Origin of the sequence: Pseudoxanthomonas taiwanensis, assembly GCF_010093135.1 — a bacterium.
In the GTDB taxonomy this organism is placed as follows: domain Bacteria; phylum Pseudomonadota; class Gammaproteobacteria; order Xanthomonadales; family Xanthomonadaceae; genus Pseudoxanthomonas; species Pseudoxanthomonas taiwanensis.
This window is the reverse complement of record NZ_PDWK01000003.1, coordinates 1-18,184: the sequence shown is the minus strand read 5'-3', so window position 1 is coordinate 18,184 and position 18,184 is coordinate 1. Positions and strand designations below refer to the sequence as shown.

Below are 18,184 nucleotides of genomic sequence, written 5' to 3'. Positions count from 1 at the left end.
ACCGCGGTCTGAGCGATCGCGGTCTCTCTCTCCCGTTCACGCCGGCCCGCGGGCCGGCGTCCTTTTTTCCGGCCCGGGCGGAGACGGGGCCGCCAGACCTCCGAAGCTGCCGATGAAGCCGCTGCTGACCGTCCTCCTGCTGCTGACTTCCCTGGCGCTGCCCGCCGCCCGCCCGGCCGGCCCCGAGCCGGTCGAGGGCGTGGACTACGTGCGCATCGAGGCCGGCGCCTGGGACCCGCGCCCGGGCCGCATCGAGGTGGTGGAGATCTTCGGCTACACCTGCCCGCACTGCGCCCACTTCGAGCCGCGGCTGCGCCAGTGGCACCGCCGCCAGGGCAAGGACGTGGACCTGGTGCCGGTGCCGGTGGCCTTCGGCGGGACCAGCGACGCCTGGGCGCGGGTGTACTTCGCCTCGGTCAGGCTGGGCGTGGCCGGGCGCACCCACCCGGCCGTGTTCGAGGCCCTGCACGAGCGCGGCAGCCTGCCGCGCAACCCCACCCCGCAGGAGCTGTCCGACTTCTTCGCCGGCTTCGGCATCGAGCCGGAGCGGTTCCGCGCCACCCTTGCGGACCCGGAGGTGCAGTCCCATATCGACAAGGCCCGGACCTGGCTGCGCCAGACCGGCCTGGAAGGCACGCCGACCCTGGTGGTCAACGGCCGCTGGCGCGTGGCCGGCCGCAGCTTCGAGGACACGCTGCGCACGACCGAATGGCTGATCGCCCGGGAACGCGCCGCCGCGCGCGCCGCGGCATCCCAGACTTCCCGTTGACGGCCGCTGGCCGACCCTGACCCGTCTTTGGAGACCGAACGATGAAAATGCGCCCGAGCCTGCTCCTGCCGCTGCTGCTGTGCCTGGCCGCCTGCTCCGGCCAGGGCGAAGCCCCGGCCCCGGCCCAGCCCGGAGCCGCCGGGGAGGCGGCGGACACGGCTCCGGCCGCCAGCGAGGCGGCCCCGGCCGCCGACGCCCCGGCCGGGACCCCGGCCGCCGGGGAGACCACCGCGGGCGAGCCGACCGCCCCGGCGCCCGCGCCGCAGCCGCCCGCCGGTCCGGCTCCGGTCGCCGGCGTGGACTACATCGAGATCCAGGGCGGCCAGCCGCTGCAGCCGGTGGCCGGCAAGATCGAGGTGGCCGAGGTGTTCGGCTACACCTGCCCGCACTGTGCCCAGTTCGAGCCGCTGTTCCAGGCCTGGAAGCGCCGCCAGCCGGCCGACGTGAACGTGATCTCGGTGCCGGCCCCGTTCGGCGGCTACTGGACCCCGTACGCCCGCGCCTACTACGCGGCCGAGACCCTGGGCGTGCTCGAGCGCACCCACGACGCCACCTTCGCCGCCATCCACCTGGAGCGCAAGCTGCCGGTGGGTCCGAACGTGAAGGCCGAGGATCTGGCGCCGTTCTACGCGAAGTTCGGCGTGGACGCCAAGCGCTTCACCGACACCTACAACAGCTTCGGCGTGGACGCCAAGGTCAACCGCGCCCGCCAGTTCGTCACCCGGGCCAAGGTGGACGGCACCCCATCGCTGGTCGTGGCCGGCAAGTACACCATCGCGGTGGACCAGCAGGGCTTCGAGAAGATGCTGCGCACCGCCGAGTGGCTGGTGGCGCGGGAGCGCGGCGGCGCCAACTGAGCGCCGGTCCCGCGATGAGCCAGGCCCTGTCCGCCGCCCCGCATGCGACCGCCCCCGCCGCCGAGGCGGCGGGGGCCGAGGGCCTGCGTACGCTGCGCGTGCTCAGCGCCAACATCCAGGCCGGCTCGAGCACGCGCCGCTACAGCGACTACTTCACCCGCAGCTGGTCGCACGCACTGCCGGCCGGGCGCAAGCGCAGCAGCCTGGACGCCATCGCCCGCCTGGCCGCCGAGCACGACATCGTCGGCCTGCAGGAGGCCGACCCCGGCAGCCTGCGTTCGGGCTTCACCAACCAGACCCACTACCTGGCCCAGCGCGCCGGCTTCCACTACTGGACCCATCAGCCCAACCGCAGCGTCGGCGGCGTGGCCTCCAGCGCCAACGGCCTGCTCAGCCGGATCGAGCCGGTGCGCACCGCCGACTACCCGCTGCCGGGCCGGATCAAGGGCCGCGGCGTGCTGCTGGCCCACTTCGGCGACGACCGCGAGGGCCTGACCGTGGCCGTGGCCCACCTGTCGCTGGGCGCACGCTCGCGCCACTCGCAGCTGGCCTTCATCGCCGAGCTGCTGCAGGACCACCCCAACGCGGTGCTGATGGGCGACTTCAACTGCCAGCCCGACCAGCCGGAGATGGAGGTGCTGTACCGGCGCGCCGGCCTGCGCCCGCCCGAGTGCCCGGTGCCGACCTTTCCAAGCTGGCGCCCGCAGCGCGCGATCGACCACATCCTGGTCGGGGGCCAGATCCGCTGCGCCGGCGCGCGCGCACTGCCGGCGGCCCATTCCGACCACCTGGCCCTGGCTATGGACATCCAGGTGCCCGAGTACGCGCTGCGCACGTAAGGCGCGCGCGCCCGCGGGCGCGCGGACGGTCAGAAACCGTAGCGCAGGAAGCCGCCGTCCACGGCGATGCACTCGCCGGTGATGTAGCTGGCCGCCGGCAGGCACAGGAACGCCACCGCCGCAGCCACCTCCTCCGGCTCGCCGATGCGGCCCATCGGCGTGCGCGCGACCACCTCGTCGTGGTAGGCCGGGTCCGAGAGCGGGCCGGCGGTGCGGCGGGTGCGGATGTACCACGGTGCCACCGCGTTGACCCGGATGCCGTCGGCGGCCCATTCGCAGGCCAGGTTGCGGGTCATCTGGTGCAGCGCCGCCTTGGTCATGCCGTAGGGCGCGCCGCTGCGCACGTGGGTGATGCCCGAGACGCTGCCGACGTTGACGATGCACGAGGCCGGGTGCCGGGCCAGCAGCGGGTGGGCGTAGCGCGACAGCTCGAAGGCCGAGAACAGGTTGGTCTCGAAGATGCCGCGCCACTCGCCCTCGGTGTACTCGACCGCGGGCTTGGTGATGTTGCCGCCGACGTTGTTGACCAGGATGTGCAGGCCGTCGCCCTGGTCCTCGGCCCAGTCCAGCAGCGCCTGGCGGTCCTCGTCGTCGGCCACGTCGGCGGACATGGCCTGGAAGTCCTGCGCCGGGTAGCGGTCGGCCAGCTCGTCGCGCACCTCCAGCAGCGGGTCCTCCTCGCGTGCCACCAGCAGCAGGTCCGCGCCCAGCGCCGCCAGCTCGCGCGCGATCGCCAGGCCGATGCCGGCCGAGGCGCCGGTCAGCAGCGCCAGTTGCCCGTCCAGTCGCCAACGGTTTCCGTTCATGGGCGTAGCATAGCCCGCAGGCCCTCACCCCGGGAGCGCAAGCGCATGTGGAGGATCCCGATCCGCCTGGCCGCGGCCGCCGCGGCCGCCGTGCTGCCGGTGCTGGCCGCGTGCCGGCCCGAGCCGCCGCCGACCGAGCGGCCACCGGAGCCGAAGGCCACCGCGCTGCGCGACGCCATCCAGGCGCCGCAGCAGAAGGCGCGGGCGGTAGAGCAGGCGGTGCAGGACGGCACGGCCCGGCGCGACGCCGCGGACGACGCCGGCCGCTGAGCCGGCGCCGCCGGCGGGCTCACAGCCCGCAGAAGCAGTAGGCCAGCGCCTTCACCGGCGTGCCGTGGCGGTCCTGCAGGGCGCGCTCGACGAAGCGCAGCTGTGCCTCGGCCTCGGGCCTGGCCCGGGCCAGGGCCAGCCGCGCCAGCCCGGATTCGCGCAGCAGGCGCGCGCCCAGGTGGCTGCCGGCCATGCCGGCCATGAACTGGGCGAACGGCGAGGCGGGCTTCTCGACGTAGCGCACCCGGTACTTGCCCTCCTCCAGCTCGGCGCGGTTGGCGGCGTCGGCGATGGCCTCGGCCAGGCCGCCCAGCTCGTCCACCAGGCCGCGTTCCAGGGCCTGGGCGCCGCTCCACACGCGGCCGCGCGCCACCGCGTCGATCTCCTCCACCGTGCGGCCGCGCGCCTGCGCGACCTTGCCGGTGAACTCGGCGTAGCCCTTGTCGATCACCGCCTGGATGACGCGGCCCACCTCCGGGTCCAGCGGGCGGGTGACGTCGAAGGCGCCGGCATAGCGGGTGGTGCCCACGCCGTCGGTGTGCACGCCGATCCTGTCGAGGGTGCGGGTGAAGTTCGGCACCAGGCCGAAGATGCCGATCGAACCGGTGATGGTGGACGGATCGGCGTAGATGCGGTCGGCGTCCATGCTGATCCAGTAGCCGCCGGAGGCGGCCAGGTCGCCCATGGACACCACCACCGGCTTGCCGGCGTCCTTCAGCAGCTCCACCTCGCGGCGGATCTTCTCCGAAGCGAACACCTCGCCGCCGGGCGAGTCCACGCGCAGCACCACCGCGCGCACGTCCTTGTCCTCGCGCGCCTGGCGCAGCAGCGCGGCGGTGGAGTCGCCGCCGATGCGGCCGGCCGGCTGCTCGCCGCCGACGATCTCGCCCTCGGCCACCACCACCGCCACCTGCGGACGCTTGTCGATCGGGTTGCGGCGCGCGTCCAGCTGCTGCAGGTAGCCGGACAGTCCGACGCTGCGGAAGCCCAGATCGCTGTCCTCGTCGGCCACGCCGCGCTCGGCCAGCAGGTCCAGCACCTCCTCGCGGGTCTTCAGCCCGTCCACCAGGCCCAGCTCCAGCGCGTGGCGCGCCAGGTCGCCGCCGGCGGCGGTGATGCCGTCGGGCAGGTTGTCGATGGCCGCGGCCAGCGCCTGCGGGTCCAGCCCGCGCGCGCGGGCCACGTCGGCCAGGTAGCGCTGCCAGACGTCGTTCATCCAGTACAGGTCGGCCTCCTTCGACTCGGGCGAGGCCGCGTCGAGGATGTAGGGCTCGGCCGCCGACTTGTACTCGCCGACGCGGAACAGGTGCACGTCCACGCCCAGCTTCTCCTGCAGGCCCTGGCGGAAGTACAGGCGGTAGCGCGCCAAGCCCTCCAGCAGCAGGCCACCCATCGGATCCAGGTAGATCTCGTCGGCCTCGGCCAGCAGCAGGTACTGCGCCTGGCCGATGTTCTCGCCGAAGGCCACCACCTGCTTGCCGGACTCGCGCAGGCGCGCCAGCGCGCGCGCCACCTCGCGCAGCGAGGCGTAGCCGGAAGGCTGCAGGCGGTCCAGCTGCAGCAGCACGCGCTCGATGCGCTTGTCCTCGCGCGCGGCGTCGATGGCGCGCAGCAGGTCGCGCAGCTGCACCTCCTCGGTGGAGTCGTCGCCCAGCGCCTTGCCCAGGGCGCGGGTGAACGGGTCGGCGGTGTACTGCTCGACCAGCCGGCCCTGCGGCGCCAGGACCAGGGTGGTGCGGTCCTGCAGCGGCTTGGTGCCGCCGCCGGCCACCGCCGCCATGAAGCCGACCAGCAGCAGGAACAGCAGGCCGAAGAACAGCAGGTTGAGGACCAGCCGCCGGGTGAAGTTCATCACGTCCCACAGCCCGACGAAGAAGCGGGCCACGGGGTTGCGACGCGGGGGCAGGGGCGGCGGGATGCTCATGGGGACTCCGGCGGGGCGGAATTCTGGTCGGGGATGTGCGGCGCAGCATACAGGCAGCCGCGCTGCGTGGCATGGGTCTCAGGTCACCGGGCCGGACGGCAGGCGGCGCAGGCTGTGGGCCAGGCGCAGGCCCAGCAGCAGGGCGGCCACGGACAGGCCGGCGATCAGTCCGGCCCACATGCCCGGCGGGCCCCAGCCCAGGCCCAGGCCGAGGCCGGCGCCCAGCGGCATGCCCAGGCCCCAGTACGCCAGCACCGCCAGGAACATCGGCACGCGGGTGTCCTTCAACCCGCGCAGGGCGCCGGCGGACATGACCTGGATGCCGTCGGGGAACTGGAAGGCGGCCGCGTACAGCAGCAGCGAGGAGGCCAGCGCCGCCACCGCCGCGTCGGAGGTGTAGACCGCGACGATGGCCTCGTGCCCGGCCAACAGCAGCGTCGCCGAGGCGGCCTGGGTGCCCAGGACGATGGCGTAGCCGGCGCGCGCGGCCCGGCGTACGCCGTCGCCGTCGCCCGCACCCAGGGCGTGGCCCACGCGCACGGTGGTGGCCTCGGCCAGGCCCATCGGCAGCATGAAGCACAGCGCCGAGACGTTGATGGCGATCTGGTGCGCGGCCGCCGGCACCTCGCCCAGGCGCGCGATCAGCAGCGCGGTGGCGATGAACAGCCCGCCCTCCATCAGCACCGTCACGCCGATCGGCAGGCCGGTGGCCAGCAGGCGGCCGATCTCCCTGCGGTCGGGCGGCTCCAGGCGCGCGAACAGGCCCAGCGGAGCGAAGCGGCGGCTGCGCGCCAGGTACAGGGCGAAGGCCAGCGCCTGCAGCCACATCACCGTGGCCGAGGCCGCGCCCAGGCCGGCCGCGCCCAGCTCCGGCAGCGGGCCGATGCCGAAGGTCAGCGCCCAGCCCAGCGGCGCCAGCACCGCCAGCCCGGCGAAGCCCAGCACCATCGTCGGCAGTGTCCAGTGCATGCCTTCGCTCAGGTAGCGCATGCAGAAGAACAGCACCAGCGCCGGCACGCCCCAGCGCACCGCGTGGGCGAAGGCGGTGGCCCCGGGCACGATGTCCGGGGCGATCCCGAAGCCCGGCAGCGCCAGCGGCACCAGGCTCAGGAAGGCGAACATCGCCAGCCCCAGACCCAGGCCCAGCCACAGCGCCTGGCGGAACAGCGGGCCGATGGCCTCGCGGCGGCCGGCGCCGTCCAGCTGCGAGATCGAGGCGGTCAGCGCGATCAGGGTGCCGATCGGCACCATCATCGGCAGCCACAGCAGCGCGGTGCCGACCGTCACCGAGGCCAGCGTGCGCGTGCCGTGGTGGCCGGCGATGACGTTGTCGACGAAGTTGATCAGGCCGGTGGACACGTGCCCCAGCACCAGCGGCAGGGCGAGCGTGAACGGGGCGCGCAACTCCTGGCCGAAGCGGCGCGTCGGCAGGAAGGGTTCGGACATGGGGGATGCGGTCGCGGGCAACGGCCGTGCCGGAGGCACTGGCACCGGGCTCCGCCGGGCCGCTAATGTTACCCGCCCGCCGGCCGCCCCACCACGCATGCACCCAGAAGGCCATCCGCACGCCTGCGAGAACTGTGCCACCCCGCTGCAGGGGGAGTACTGCCACCATTGCGGCCAGCACGTGCACAACCCGGTGCGCAGCTTCGGCCACGCCGTGGAAGAGGTGTTCGAGTCGTTCTGGCACCTGGACGGGCGCATCTTCCGCACCCTGCGCCGCCTGCTGGCCCCCGGCCGCCTGGCCCAGGACTACCTGGCCGGCCGGCGCGTGCCCTACGTGCAGCCGATGCGCCTGTTCGTGGTGCTGTGCGTGCTGACCTTCTTCGTCGGCCGTCTGGTGGTCCACTTCGGCAGCGACGCGGTCGATGTCCGCGCCGGGGGCCGCCCGATCGCGCAGGCACGCACGGTGGAGGAGGTCGAGCGCCTGCGCGGCGGGCAGGTCGCCAGCCTGCGCCAGGCGAGGGCGGCGCTGCCGGCACCGCTGGAGTAGGCCACCGAGGGACTGGAACAGACCCTCGAGGCGGTGCATGCCCAGGCCGATGCGCGGATCCGCGACCTGGGCGGCACGCCGCCGCCACGCCCGCAGGCCACGGCCACCGACGCGGACGCCGCCCCCGCCGCGCCTCCCGCGGAGGACTGGGGCGCGCGCCTGGGCCGGCGCATCGAGCGCAACGCCGCACGCCTGGAGCAGGATCCGGAGCTGCTCAAGAACGCCTTCCTGGGCAGCGTGCCCACCGCGCTGTTCCTGCTGGTGCCGCTGTTCGCCCTGCTGCTGAAGCTGGTCTACCTGGGCAGCGGCCGCCTGTACCTGGAGCACCTGGTGGTGGCCCTCTACAGTCACGCCTTCCTGTGCCTGGCCCTGCTGGGGCAGATGCTGCTGGCGGCCCTGTCCGACTGGCGGGGCGGGCGCCTGGCGGTGCTGGACTGGACCCTTGACCTGCTGATGCTGGCCCTGTGGCTGTGGATGCCGGCCTACCTGCTGCTGATGCAGAAGCGCGTCTACGCCGAAGGCTGGCTCGCCACCCTGGCCCGGTTCACCGTGCTCGGCGGCGTCTACGCCACCGTCCTGGGCCTGGCCGCGGTGGCCCTGCTGCTGGTGAGCCTGGTCCGCATCTGAGCGGCCGCTAGCGCTGCGCCGCCGCCTCCAGCCATGCCGCGCGCCGCTCCGGCGGCTGGGCCAGCAGCTCGCGCCGCAGCGCGGCGCGCGCCTGCGGCGGGGTGCGGTGCGCCCGGCGGGCCCGCTGCGCACGCGCCTCCGGTCCCAGCCCGCGCAGCGCGGCCAGCAGCGCCTCGCGCTCGTCCGCGCCGACGAAGCCGAACAGCGGCTGCAACGCCACCCAGTCCGCGCCCAGCGCCGGCCCCAGCAGCCAGCCGCGCCGCTCCATCGCGTCCAGCGCGGCGAACTGCGCCCGCAGCTCCACCTGGCGCGCCGGCGGCAGGGCCTGGAAGGCACTGGCGGCCTCGCGCACCCGGCGCTGCTCGACCGGATCCAGGCGCTGCCAGGCCGCGGCCGGTTCCTCCGGCGGCGGTGCCCGCGGCGTGGCGTCCGTTTCCTCACCGTCCGCGGCAGCGCCACCACCGGCCTCCCGCTCCAGGGCCGAAGCCGGCGCGCCGGCCGCGTACCAGGCGTACAGGTCCAGCGCCGCCACCACGGGATCGGCCGGCGGCTCGGGCAGCGGCACCGGCACCGGCTCGACCGCCGGCGCCGGCGGCGCGGGCAGTTCCTCCACCAGGATCGGGCCATGGTCGGTCACCCGCAGTTCGCCCCCGTCCGCGCCCCCGTCGGCAGGCGCGCCGTCCGCGGCGGGCGGCTCCAGCCACCAGGTGGCCGCCAGGGCCGCGGCGCACAGCGCCGCCACCAGCGCCATCCAGATCCAGCGCCGGCGTCCGGATACGGCCGTGGCCCGCCGCGGGGCCGGCGCCGCCGGCCGCGCGGCCGGCGGCAGCGGCCGTCCCTGCAGGGCCGCCGCGCGCAACTCCGCCAGCCGCCGCAGCCGCTCCGGTGGCAGCTCGCGCCCGGCCTGCTGCACCGCCTCGGCCAGGCGGTGCCAGGCCCGCACGTCGGCCTCCCCGGCGGCATCGCGCGGGCAGGCGATGGACAGGCGCTCGCGGTAGGTGGCCAGGGTCACGTCCAGCGCCGCGGCCGCGGCCCGCTCGTCCAGGCCGGCGGCCATGCGCAGCAGCAGCGCCCGGCGCGGTTCCGAGCCCAGGGTGGCCAGCCAGGCCAGCGGCTCCGGCCAGTGGCCGTCCTCGCGCACCGGCAGGGTCGCCACCAGGCGCCAGAAGCGGTCCGGCCACTCGGCCATCGGCCGCCCGGTGGCGTCGCCGGCGAAGGCGCGCAGGGCCGCGGCCAGGGCCGGTTCGGCCGCCTCCGGCCGTCCGCCCTGCAGCCACAGGAACAGCCAAGCCCGGCGCTCGATGCCGCGGAGGAAGGCGTCCACGGCGGCAGGTGCGTCACCGCGGTTCAACGGGGCTTCTTGCTGTGGCCAGGCGTCATGGGCGGGATCATAGCCGGCCGCGCCGGCTTGACGGACGGGGCCGCCACTGTTCCAGCCAGACGCCACAAGGGCTTGGCCGCGATCCGGTTGTGCACAGCGCAAAAGGTCGCCGGCGCCTTGTCCCGGGCCAACCCGGGCCTTGACGGCATGCACATATGTTTCACGTGCATATCGTTGATTTCATTATACTTTTTTGCCTGACACTTTTTTGACCAACCCAAGCCAAGTGCCCGTGGCGCCGCGATTACGGCGTGAAGCAATGCGTTCATGCACAAGCTTATCCACAGCTTTTGGGGATAAGCCGGAATCCCCCAGACGGGGCGGCTGTTTACGTGCCATTTATCAGCCGCGCGGCAGCAACCGCGCGCAACCGGCGGCGCGTCCGGGCCCTCCCGGGCCGTAGACTTGCGCCGATGCCTCCGCCGACCTGCCTCCGCGTCGCCCTGCCCGTGCCTCTGCCGCGGCTGTTCGACTACCTGCCGCCCGCCGGGACCGGGGCCGGCCCGGGGGACGTCGGCCGGCGGGTGCGGGTCCCGTTCGGCCCGCGCGAGCTGGTCGGGGGGGGCGCCGCCCCCGGCGAGCCCGAGCCGGGCGTGGAGCCACGCCCGGCCCTGGGCTTCCCCGACCCGGAGCCGCTGTTCTCCGGCGAGCTGCTGGACTCGCTGCGCTGGCTGGCCCGCTACACCCACGCCCCGCTGGGCGAGGTGCTGGCCACCGCCCTGCCGGCGCCGCTGCGCAACGGCGAGCCGCTGCCGGACACCCACGCCTGGGCCTGGCACCTGACCAAGGCCGGCGCCACCGGTCTGGGTGGCCTGCGCCGCGGCGGCCGGCCGCGCGCCCTGGCCGAGCGCCTGGCCGCCGGCCCCTGCGGCGAGGACCAGCTGGACCTGGAGCTGGAGGACTGGCGCGAGGCCGCCCGCGCCCTGGCCAGACGCGGCTACGCCGAGCGGGTGGCGGTACCGGCCCGGGCCGCCGCGCCGGCCCCCCGCCCGGGCCCGGAGCCCAATCCCGAGCAGCAGGAGGCCATCGCCGCCATCACCACCGCCCGGGGCTTCACCCCGCTGCTGCTGGAGGGCGTGACCGGCAGCGGCAAGACCGAGGTCTATCTGCACGCCATCGCCCAGTGCCTGGCGCGCGGCCGCCAGGCGCTGGTGCTGGTCCCGGAGATCGGCCTGACCCCGCAGACCCTGGAGCGCTTCCGCGCCCGCCTGGGCGTGCCGGTGCACGCCCTGCACTCCGGCCTGGCCGACGGCGAGCGCGCGCGGGTATGGACCGCGGCCTGGCGCGGCGAGGCGCGGGTGATCGTCGGCACCCGCTCGGCGGGGTTCACCCCGCTGCCGGAGGCCGGCCTGATCGTGGTCGACGAGGAGCACGACGGCAGCTACAAGCAGCAGGACGGAATCCGCTACCCCGCCCGCGACCTCGCCCTGGCCCGCGGCAAGGCGCTGGACGGGCCGGTGCTGCTGGGCAGCGCCACGCCCTCGCTGGAGACCCTGCACAACGCCCGCGCCGGCCGCTACCGGCACCTGCGCCTGCGCCGCCGCGCCGGCGAGGCACGGCCGCCGGCGGTGCGCATCGTGGACGTGCGTAAGCGCCCGCTGCAGGCCGGCCTGGCCCCGGAGACGCTGCAGATGATGGAGGCCGCGCTGCGCGACGGCGGCCAGGTGCTGGTGTTCAAGAACCGCCGCGGCTATGCCCCGGTGCTGCTGTGCCACGACTGCGGCTGGAGCGCGCACTGCCCGCGCTGCAGCACCCAGGTGCAGGCCACGCCGATGACCGTGCACGCCGGCGGCGGGCGCCTGGTCTGCCACCACTGCGGCCACCGCCAGCCGCGGCCGCAGGCCTGCCCGGCCTGCGCCAGCCTGGCCCTGCAGCCGCAGGGCGTGGGCACCGAGCGCCTGGAGGAGCTGCTGGCCGAGCGCTTTTCCGCCTGGCCGGTGCTGCGCATCGACCGCGGCACCACCGCGCGCCGCGACGGCCTGCAGAAGCTGCTGGCCGAGCTGGGCGATGCGCCCGGCATCCTGGTCGGCACCCAGATCCTGGCCAAGGGCCACGACCTGCCCAACCTCACCCGCGTGGTCGTGGTGGGCGTGGACGAGGGCCTGTTCTCCTCCGACTTCCGCGGCGGCGAGAAGCTGGCCCAGCTGCTGGTGCAGGTCGCCGGCCGCGCGGGGCGCGCGCGCAAGCCCGGCGAGGTGTGGTGGCAGACCCACCATCCGGACCACCCGCTGCTGCACGCACTGATCAGCGGCGGCTACGACAGCTTCGCCACCGCCGAGCTGGAGCTGCGCCGGGCCGCGGCGTTCCCGCCGTTCGCGCACCTGGCCCTGATGCGCGCCGAGGCCGCCCGGGCCGAGGCCGCCGGCGCGTTCCTGCGCGCCGCACGCCAGCGGCTGGAGCAGGCCGCGCAGGCCGGCGGCCATGCGGTGGAGCTGCACGGCCCGGTGACCGCGCCGATGGCGCGCCGCGCCGGCCACTACCGCATGCAGCTGCTGCTGTCGGCGACGCAGCGGCGCGCCCTGCACGCCTGCCTGGACGCAGCGCTGCCGGCGCTGTACGCGCTGCCGGAGGCGCGGCGCACGCGCTGGTCGCTGGACGTGGATCCGCAGGACCTGTACTGACGCCGCCGGCCGGAAGCGCCGGCCTCAGCCCGCCTTCTTCTTCGCCGCCGTGCGCCGGCGCGGTTTGTCGCGCACCCAGAGGGTCTTGCCCTCCTCCTTCAGCTCGAACAGGCCGATCGCCTTCACCAGGTCCGAGAGCTTGCGGTAACCGTAGTTGCGCGGGTCGAACGAGGCTTGGTTGCCGATCTGGCTGCCGACCACGTCCAGCCGGGTCCAGCCGTCCTCGCCGCTGCCGGCATCCACCGCGTTGCGCAGCATCTGCACCAGGCGCGCGTCGCTGCGCAGCTCCCGGGCGTCCCTGGGCGCGGTGGCCGAGGCCTGGTCGTTGTCGGCGCCACCGCCCAGCGCCTCCAGATAGGTGAACTTGGAGCAGGCGTTGACGAAGGGCATGGGCGTCTTCTTCTCGCCGAAGCCGTACACTTTCATGCCGTCGGTGAGCAGACGCATCACCAGCGGGGTGAAGTCGGCGTCGCTGGAGACGATGGCGAAGCCGTCGAGGTTGCGCGCGTACAGCAGGTCCATGGCGTCGATCACCAAGGCCATGTCCGAGGCGTTCTTGCCGCTGGAATAGGCGAACTGCTGGATCGGGCGGATCGCGTACTCGTGCAGCACCGCCTCCCAGCCCTTGAGGTTGGGGCTCTTCCAGTTGCCGTAGGCGCGGCGCACGTTGGCCACGCCGTGGCGTGCCACCTCGGCCAGCACCAGGTCGATCTTCGAGGCCGGGGCGTTGTCGGCGTCGATCAGCAGGGCGATGCGTTTTTCCGGTTCGGCCATGGCGGCACCTCGGGCGGGGACTGCCGGCAGTCTGGCACAGCCCCGGCCGGACCGGCGTCAGCCGCGGTCCTCGGGCAGGTGCGCCGAGGGCAGGTGCCAGCCGTGGCGGATGGCCATGTAGCGCAGGCCGAAGCAGGCCGCGGCACCCACCGCCATGGCTGGCTCGCGCGGCAGGGCGAACACCTCGGCCAGCGCCACCACGCCGCCGCCGGCCAGCGCCGCCACCGCGTACAGCTCGGCCTGCAGCACCACCGGCGTGCGCGCCACCAGCACGTCGCGGGCCACGCCACCGCCGATGCCACTGAGCACGCCCAGCAGGGTGGCGGCGAAGGGCGACAGGCCGTAGTCCAGCGCCTTGCCGGTGCCCAGCACCGCGAACAGGGCCAGGCCGGCGGCGTCGAACAGCTGCACCGGGTTGCGCAGGCGCTCGATGGTCTGGTGGCGGTGGAAGGTGAGGATGCCGGCCAGCATCGCCGCGACCAGGTAGCGCCAGTCGGCCAGCGCCGCCGGCGGCGTGGCGCCGATCAGCACGTCGCGGGCCATGCCCCCGGCCACCGCCGCGGCGCAGGACAGCACCAGCACCCCGAACAGGTCCAGGCGGTAGCGCACCGCCAGGGTGCCGCCGCTCAGGGCGAAGACGAACGTGCCAAGGAGGTCGAACGGCAGCAGCAGGAAGCTCACGGCGCGGGCATGGTGGCAGGAGGACCGGGCAAGCATCGCAGCGGACCGGCACGCTGTCAGCCGCCCCGGGAAAAGCGAAGGCCCGCTCGCGCGGGCCTTCCGGAGCAGACGTCGCCTGCGGGAGGTCAGGCCGCCAGCAGCGCGCGCATCTTCTTCATGGCGTTGGCCTCGATCTGGCGGATGCGCTCGGCCGAGACGCCGTACTCGTCGGCCAGCTCCTGCAGCGTGACCTTGCTGTCCGGGTCCAGCCAGCGGCGGGAGATGATGTCGCGCGAGCGCGGGTCCAGGTTGGCCAGGCCCTCGCGCAGCAGCTGCAGCTGGTTCTCCTCGCTGTCGGCACGCTCGTAGGCCTCGGACGGATCGGCCTCGTGGGCGATCAGGTAGGCGGCCGGCGACGGCGTGGCGTGGTCGTCGTCCTCGTCGGCCGGGGCGTCGAAGCCGATGTCGCGGCCGGACAGGCGCGCCTCCATCTCCAGCACTTCGCGCTCGGGCACGTTGAGGTCGCGGGCCACGGCGCTGACCTCCTCGGCATTCATCCAGCCCAGGCGGGTCTTGGCCTTGCGCAGGTTGAAGAACAGCTTGCGCTGGGCCTTGGTGGTGGCCACCTTGACGATGCGCCAGTTCTTGAGGATGAACTCGTGGATCTCGGCACGGATCCAGTGCACGGCGAAGCTGACCAGGCGCACGCCCAGGTCCGGGTCGAAACGCTTGACCGCCTTCATCAGGCCGATGTTGCCTTCCTGGATCAGGTCGCCCAGCTGCAGGCCGTAGCCGCTGTAGCCGCGGGCCACGTGCACCACGAACCGCAGGTGCGAGTGCACCAGTTCGCGCGCCGCGTCCAGGTCGTTGTGGTCGCGGTAGCGGCGGGCCAGCGCCTGCTCCTCCTCGGCGCTGAGCACCGGGATCTGGTGCACCGCGGCGATGTAGGCCTCCAGCGACCCCAGCGGGCTGGGGATCGGCAGGTTGTTGGCGACGAGGCTGGTGGAACGGTTCTGGGTCATGGCAGGCATCTTAGCAATCGGGGTCTTTGACTGCTAACACGCTGGATGGTTCCCAGCATTGCGCCGGTGGAACACGGCTGCGCCCGGCCCACCTTGGGGCACTCCCCTTTCGATTCAATGGTTTACCTCGGCCGCCGTTCAGCCGCGGTTGGCCGGCCGGGGCCCGCGGGGGCGGGGCGGCCTTCAGCCGGCGGCCAGCATGGCCTCGACTTCGGCCCGCGGCGGCAGCGACCAGTCGATCGGCGCCTGGCCGCGCTGGACCAGGTACCGGTTGGCGGCGGCGAAGTGGCCGCAGCCGAAGAAGCCGCGGTAGGCCGACAGCGGCGAGGGGTGCGGGGCCTTCAGCACCCGGTGCCGGCGCGGGTCGATGACCTTGCCCTTGGCCTGGGCGTAGCTGCCCCAGAGCATGAACACCAGGCCCTCGCGCTCGTGCGCCAGGGTCTCGATGGCGTGGTCGGTGAAGCCCTCCCAGCCGCGCCCCTGATGGGAACCGGCCCGGCCCTGCTCCACGGTCAGCACCGCGTTGAGCAGCAGCACGCCGCGCCGCGCCCACGGCAGCAGGCAGCCGTGGTCCGGGCGCGGGATGCCCAGCTCGTCCTCGATCTCCTTGAAGATGTTCTCCAGCGAGGGCGGCACGGCCACGCCGGGCAGCACCGAGAAGCAGAGGCCGTGGGCCTGGCCGGGACCGTGGTACGGGTCCTGGCCGAGGATCACCACCTTGACCTGGTCGAAGGGGGTGGCGTCGAAGGCGGCGAAGATGCGCGGCCCGGGCGGGTACACCGGCACCCCGGCGGCCTTGCGCTGGCGCAGGAACGCGGCCAGCTCGCGCATCTCCGGGCGCAGCAGCCAGTCGCCGATGCGCGCCTTCCACGAGGGTTCCAGGCGGATGCGGTCCGCGTCCCCGGCCATCGTTCCCGCTCAGCCGCCGTCCCGGCCGCCCAGCCGCGCCAGGCGCAGCTGGAACAGCACCTTGGTCACCAGCAGGCGCTCCTCGATCGGCTTCTGCACCAGGTCGTTGGCGCCGGCGCGCAGCAGCTCGGACTGGTTGTGGCGGTTGGTGTCGCCGGTCATCACCAGCACCGGCAGGCGCCGCTTGCCGTAGCCGAAGTCCACGCGGATGCGCTGGACCACGTCGCGCCCGCTCAGCTCGCCCTTGAGGGTCACGTCGGTCAGCACCAGGTCGATGCTGTGCGGGGTGCGGCCCAGCGACTCGGCGGTGAGCAGGGCGAAGGCCTCCTCGGCGGTGAGCACGTGCAGCACGTTCAGCTCGTGCCGCTCGAGCATGCGCTTGGTCGCCTCGGCCACCACCCGGCTGTCCTCGATGTAAAGCACGGTGGCGCCGGGGATCGGCTGCGGCTGCACGTAGCCGCGGATGAACTCGGCCAGCGCCTCGTGGCCCAGCGACTTGTCGAAGTAGTCGGTGACGTATTCGTTGAAGCGGCGCTCGACCAGGTGCTGCTGGGCGTCGCCGGAGACCACGATCACCGGCACGTAGGCCTGGCCGTTGGCCGCGCGCACGTGCCGCGCCAGCTCCAGGCCGTCGCCGTCGGGCAGTGCCAGGGCGGTGGTCACCAGGTCCACCGGCCCCTGCTCCAGGGCCTGGCGCGCCTCCTCGATGCCGGCGCAGCCGACCACCTGCACGGCAGGCAGCTCGCGCACCAGCACGTCGGCGATGAGCTTGCGCACCAGCTTCGAGCCGTCGGTGACCATCACCCGCGGCGCGTCGCTGATCAGGTGCTTGAGTTCTTGCTGCGACATCAGGTTTCCGTCGGCCGGGTCTGGCGCAGGAAGTGTCCTGTCACCAGCCACGCCCCCAGCCACCCCAGGAGCACGGTGCCCACCAATACCATCCCCGAGTGCAGCGCATCCAGCCCCTTGAGCGCGAACCGGCTGCCGTAGCTGGCGCTGAGCTCGGCCAGCGGCCCGGCCAGGGCCAGGCCGGCCGCGCCGAGCAGGCCCAGGGCCACCAGCCCGGCGCCCAGCCCGTACCAGATGCCCAGGTACAGGAACGGCCGGCGGATGAAGCCGTCGCTGGCGCCCAACAGCTGCAGCACGCCGATCTCCTCGCGCCGCGACTGGATGTCCAGGCGCACGGTGTTGCCCACCACCAGCAGCGCGCCCAGGCCCAGCAGCACCGCCAGCACCTGCACCACGCGCTGGCCGAAGCGCAGCCAGTTGTCCAGGCGCTGCCGCCACAGCGCGTCGTGCTGGACCAGGTCGGCCTCCGGCAGCGCCCGCAGCGCGGCCACCAGGCGCGCGTCGTCGTCGCCGGCCGGGGTGACGATCAGCAGGGTCGGCAGCGGGTTCTCGCCGAGCGCGTCCAGCGCCTCGCCCAGGCCGCTGTCCTGGCGGAACTGCTCCAGGGCCTGCGCCGGCGTGCGCACCTCCACGCCGGCCACGTCGCCGCGCCCGCGCAGGGTCGCGGCCAGGCGTTCGGCCGCGGCCGTATCCACCTGCAGCTTGAGGAACAGGTTGATCTCGCGCGACTGCTGCACGCTGCCGGCGAAGTGGCGCAGGTTGTCCATGACGATGGACAGGCCCAGCGGCAGGGCCAGGGCCACGCCCATCACCGCCACGGTCAGCGCGGTGGCCCAGGGCTTGCGCACCGCCCGGCCCAGGCTGAAGGCCAGGCCGTGCAGGTGCTGCTCGAACCAGACCCGCAACCGCGAGCGCGGGCGGGGGACGGAGGGCTTGCTGCTCATTCGGCCAGGTCCTGCGGCGAAATGTCGTCGACCAGGCGCCCGTGGTCGAGCACCAGCACGCGCTTGCGCATGCGCTTGAGCAGCGGCAGGTCGTGGCTGACCACCAGCACGCTGGTGCCGCGCTCGGGAAGGGAGGCGAACAGGGCCATGATCTCGGCCGACAGGGTCGGGTCGAGGTTGCCGGTCGGCTCGTCGGCCACCAGCAGGCGCGGCTCGGCGACGATCGCGCGGGCGATGCCCACACGCTGCTGCTCGCCGGCCGACAGCTGGGTCGGCAGGGCCTTCTCGCGGTGGCCCAGCCCCATGCGCTCGAGCACCGAGCGCACGCGCTTGCCGATCTCCGCGCGCGGGGTGCCGCGCAGGATCAGCGGCAGGGCCACGTTCTCGCCCACGGTGCGGTCGGTCAGCAGGCGGTGGTCCTGGAAGACGACGCCCACCTCGCGGCGGTGCAGCGGCACCTGGCGGCCGCGCACCCGCTGCAGGTTGCGCTCGCCGAACAGCACCGCGCCCGAGGTCGGGCGCTCGGCCAGGTGGATCAGCTTCAGCAGCGTGCTCTTGCCCGCGCCGGAGTGGCCGGTGACGAACAGCATCTCGCCCTCGGCGACCTCGAAGCTGACGTCCACCAGCGCCCTGTGGCCGCCGGGGTACTGCTTGCTGACGTTCTCGAACCGCAGGACGCTCATGCCCGCGATTATGTCGGACTCCGGCCGCCCGTGCCCGCGGCGCGGGCGGCCGGGACGGCGCTCAGCCGCCGGTGACCAGCGCGCGCAGCTTGCGGCCCAGGCGGGTCAGGAACGAATCGCCGCGACCCTGCTCCGGCTTCGGCGCCGGCGCGGCCTGGCGCTCGCGCGCCGGGGCGCCGGGCTGGGGGGTGGGGTGGCCGGGTCAGGCCGCCTGTGCGGCGGGGTGACGCGGCCTGGCACGGCGGCCGCGGCGGGG

General features: G+C 74.1%; 15 protein-coding genes and 2 pseudogenes. 6 read left to right on the top strand and 11 right to left on the bottom strand.

Annotation, left to right across the window (positions count from 1 at the left end):
• The first annotated feature begins 112 nt into the window (after positions 1-112).
• From CR938_RS01145 to CR938_RS01135, 3 genes are all read left to right on the top strand, one after another.
• Positions 113-769, top strand: coding sequence for a thiol:disulfide interchange protein DsbA/DsbL (locus tag CR938_RS01145; RefSeq protein ID WP_162123249.1), 657 nt, complete (start codon positions 113-115; stop codon positions 767-769).
• Positions 770-810: 41 nt separating this feature from the next.
• Positions 811-1,626: a thiol:disulfide interchange protein DsbA/DsbL gene (locus CR938_RS01140; RefSeq protein WP_162123248.1), complete on the top strand. Its 816-nt coding sequence runs from the start codon at positions 811-813 to the stop codon at positions 1,624-1,626.
• Between the two features lie 98 nt (positions 1,627-1,724).
• Complete coding sequence (locus tag CR938_RS01135; RefSeq protein ID WP_246190933.1) at positions 1,725-2,465, top strand: endonuclease/exonuclease/phosphatase family protein; 741 nt, start codon at positions 1,725-1,727, stop codon at positions 2,463-2,465.
• A gap of 29 nt (positions 2,466-2,494) precedes the next feature.
• Here CR938_RS01135 and CR938_RS01130 read toward each other — a convergent pair whose 3' ends face one another.
• Entirely contained in the window at positions 2,495-3,271 is a 777-nt protein-coding gene (locus CR938_RS01130) for an SDR family oxidoreductase (protein ID WP_162123246.1), read from the bottom strand.
• A 45-nt stretch (positions 3,272-3,316) separates the two neighbouring features.
• On the opposite strand from CR938_RS01130, the gene CR938_RS01125 reads away from it, so the two are divergent.
• Positions 3,317-3,541 carry a hypothetical protein gene (locus tag CR938_RS01125; protein ID WP_162123245.1) on the top strand — a complete coding sequence of 75 codons (225 nt, stop codon included), beginning with the start codon at positions 3,317-3,319 and terminating at the stop codon, positions 3,539-3,541.
• A gap of 19 nt (positions 3,542-3,560) precedes the next feature.
• Here the strand turns inward: CR938_RS01125 and sppA are convergent, their stop codons facing one another.
• Together sppA and CR938_RS01115 are read right to left on the bottom strand one after the other, a co-directional pair.
• Complete coding sequence (sppA, locus tag CR938_RS01120; protein WP_162123244.1) at positions 3,561-5,465, bottom strand: signal peptide peptidase SppA; 1,905 nt, start codon at positions 5,463-5,465, stop codon at positions 3,561-3,563.
• Between the two features lie 78 nt (positions 5,466-5,543).
• Entirely contained in the window at positions 5,544-6,911 is a 1,368-nt protein-coding gene (locus tag CR938_RS01115; protein ID WP_162123243.1) for an MATE family efflux transporter, read from the bottom strand.
• Positions 6,912-7,008: 97 nt separating this feature from the next.
• Here CR938_RS01115 and CR938_RS14900 point away from each other — a divergent pair.
• Positions 7,009-8,085 (top strand): annotated as a pseudogene (locus CR938_RS14900) (DUF3667 domain-containing protein).
• Between the two features lie 7 nt (positions 8,086-8,092).
• On the opposite strand, the gene CR938_RS14510 reads toward CR938_RS14900, so the two are convergent.
• Positions 8,093-9,409, bottom strand: a complete 1,317-nt coding sequence (locus CR938_RS14510) for a hypothetical protein (protein WP_246190930.1) — start codon at positions 9,407-9,409, stop codon at positions 8,093-8,095.
• Positions 9,410-9,879: 470 nt separating this feature from the next.
• On the opposite strand from CR938_RS14510, the gene CR938_RS01100 reads away from it, so the two are divergent.
• A complete protein-coding gene (locus CR938_RS01100; RefSeq protein ID WP_162123242.1) occupies positions 9,880-12,087 on the top strand; it encodes a primosomal protein N' in 2,208 nt (735 codons plus the stop codon).
• Here the strand turns inward: CR938_RS01100 and CR938_RS01095 are convergent.
• The 7 genes and pseudogenes from CR938_RS01095 to ftsE all read right to left on the bottom strand — a co-directional run.
• Positions 12,086-12,861: pseudogene (locus CR938_RS01095) on the bottom strand (NYN domain-containing protein); the annotation flags it as partial. The gene CR938_RS01100 and the pseudogene CR938_RS01095 sit on opposite strands and share 2 nt — an antisense overlap.
• Before the next feature lie 57 nt (positions 12,862-12,918).
• A complete protein-coding gene (locus CR938_RS01090; RefSeq protein ID WP_425502393.1) occupies positions 12,919-13,578 on the bottom strand; it encodes a trimeric intracellular cation channel family protein in 660 nt (219 codons plus the stop codon).
• Between the two features lie 89 nt (positions 13,579-13,667).
• Complete coding sequence (gene rpoH / locus CR938_RS01085) at positions 13,668-14,543, bottom strand: RNA polymerase sigma factor RpoH (RefSeq protein ID WP_162123239.1); 876 nt, start codon at positions 14,541-14,543, stop codon at positions 13,668-13,670.
• A gap of 183 nt (positions 14,544-14,726) precedes the next feature.
• Positions 14,727-15,452: a uracil-DNA glycosylase gene (ung, locus tag CR938_RS01080; RefSeq protein WP_162123238.1), complete on the bottom strand. Its 726-nt coding sequence runs from the start codon at positions 15,450-15,452 to the stop codon at positions 14,727-14,729.
• A gap of 9 nt (positions 15,453-15,461) precedes the next feature.
• Entirely contained in the window at positions 15,462-16,301 is an 840-nt protein-coding gene (locus CR938_RS01075; RefSeq protein WP_162123237.1) for a response regulator, read from the bottom strand.
• On the bottom strand, positions 16,301-17,245 hold the full coding sequence (gene ftsX, locus CR938_RS01070; protein ID WP_162123236.1) for a permease-like cell division protein FtsX: 945 nt from the start codon (positions 17,243-17,245) through the stop codon (positions 16,301-16,303). Before ftsX ends, CR938_RS01075 begins: the two co-directional genes overlap by 1 nt.
• Positions 17,242-17,928, bottom strand: coding sequence for a cell division ATP-binding protein FtsE (gene ftsE, locus CR938_RS01065; protein WP_162123235.1), 687 nt, complete (start codon positions 17,926-17,928; stop codon positions 17,242-17,244). The genes ftsX and ftsE overlap by 4 nt, the downstream gene beginning before the upstream one ends.
• Between the last annotated feature and the right edge of the window lie 256 nt (positions 17,929-18,184).

Bases quoted from the DNA above. Each gene is read 5' to 3' on its own strand.
- ung (WP_162123238.1), bottom strand. From the start codon at position 15,452: ATGGCCGGGGACGCGGACCGCATCCGCCTGGAACCCTCGTGGAAGGCG.
- sppA (WP_162123244.1), bottom strand. From the start codon at position 5,465: ATGAGCATCCCGCCGCCCCTGCCCCCGCGTCGCAACCCCGTGGCCCGC.
- CR938_RS01115 (WP_162123243.1), bottom strand. From the start codon at position 6,911: ATGTCCGAACCCTTCCTGCCGACGCGCCGCTTCGGCCAGGAGTTGCGC.
- CR938_RS01145 (WP_162123249.1), top strand. From the start codon at position 113: ATGAAGCCGCTGCTGACCGTCCTCCTGCTGCTGACTTCCCTGGCGCTG.
- ftsE (WP_162123235.1), bottom strand. From the start codon at position 17,928: ATGAGCGTCCTGCGGTTCGAGAACGTCAGCAAGCAGTACCCCGGCGGC.
- CR938_RS01100 (WP_162123242.1), top strand. From the start codon at position 9,880: ATGCCTCCGCCGACCTGCCTCCGCGTCGCCCTGCCCGTGCCTCTGCCG.
- CR938_RS01075 (WP_162123237.1), bottom strand. From the start codon at position 16,301: ATGTCGCAGCAAGAACTCAAGCACCTGATCAGCGACGCGCCGCGGGTG.
- CR938_RS01130 (WP_162123246.1), bottom strand. From the start codon at position 3,271: ATGAACGGAAACCGTTGGCGACTGGACGGGCAACTGGCGCTGCTGACC.
- CR938_RS01090 (WP_425502393.1), bottom strand. From the start codon at position 13,578: ATGCTTGCCCGGTCCTCCTGCCACCATGCCCGCGCCGTGAGCTTCCTG.
- rpoH (WP_162123239.1), bottom strand. From the start codon at position 14,543: ATGACCCAGAACCGTTCCACCAGCCTCGTCGCCAACAACCTGCCGATC.
- ftsX (WP_162123236.1), bottom strand. From the start codon at position 17,245: ATGAGCAGCAAGCCCTCCGTCCCCCGCCCGCGCTCGCGGTTGCGGGTC.
- CR938_RS01140 (WP_162123248.1), top strand. From the start codon at position 811: ATGAAAATGCGCCCGAGCCTGCTCCTGCCGCTGCTGCTGTGCCTGGCC.
- CR938_RS01125 (WP_162123245.1), top strand. From the start codon at position 3,317: ATGTGGAGGATCCCGATCCGCCTGGCCGCGGCCGCCGCGGCCGCCGTG.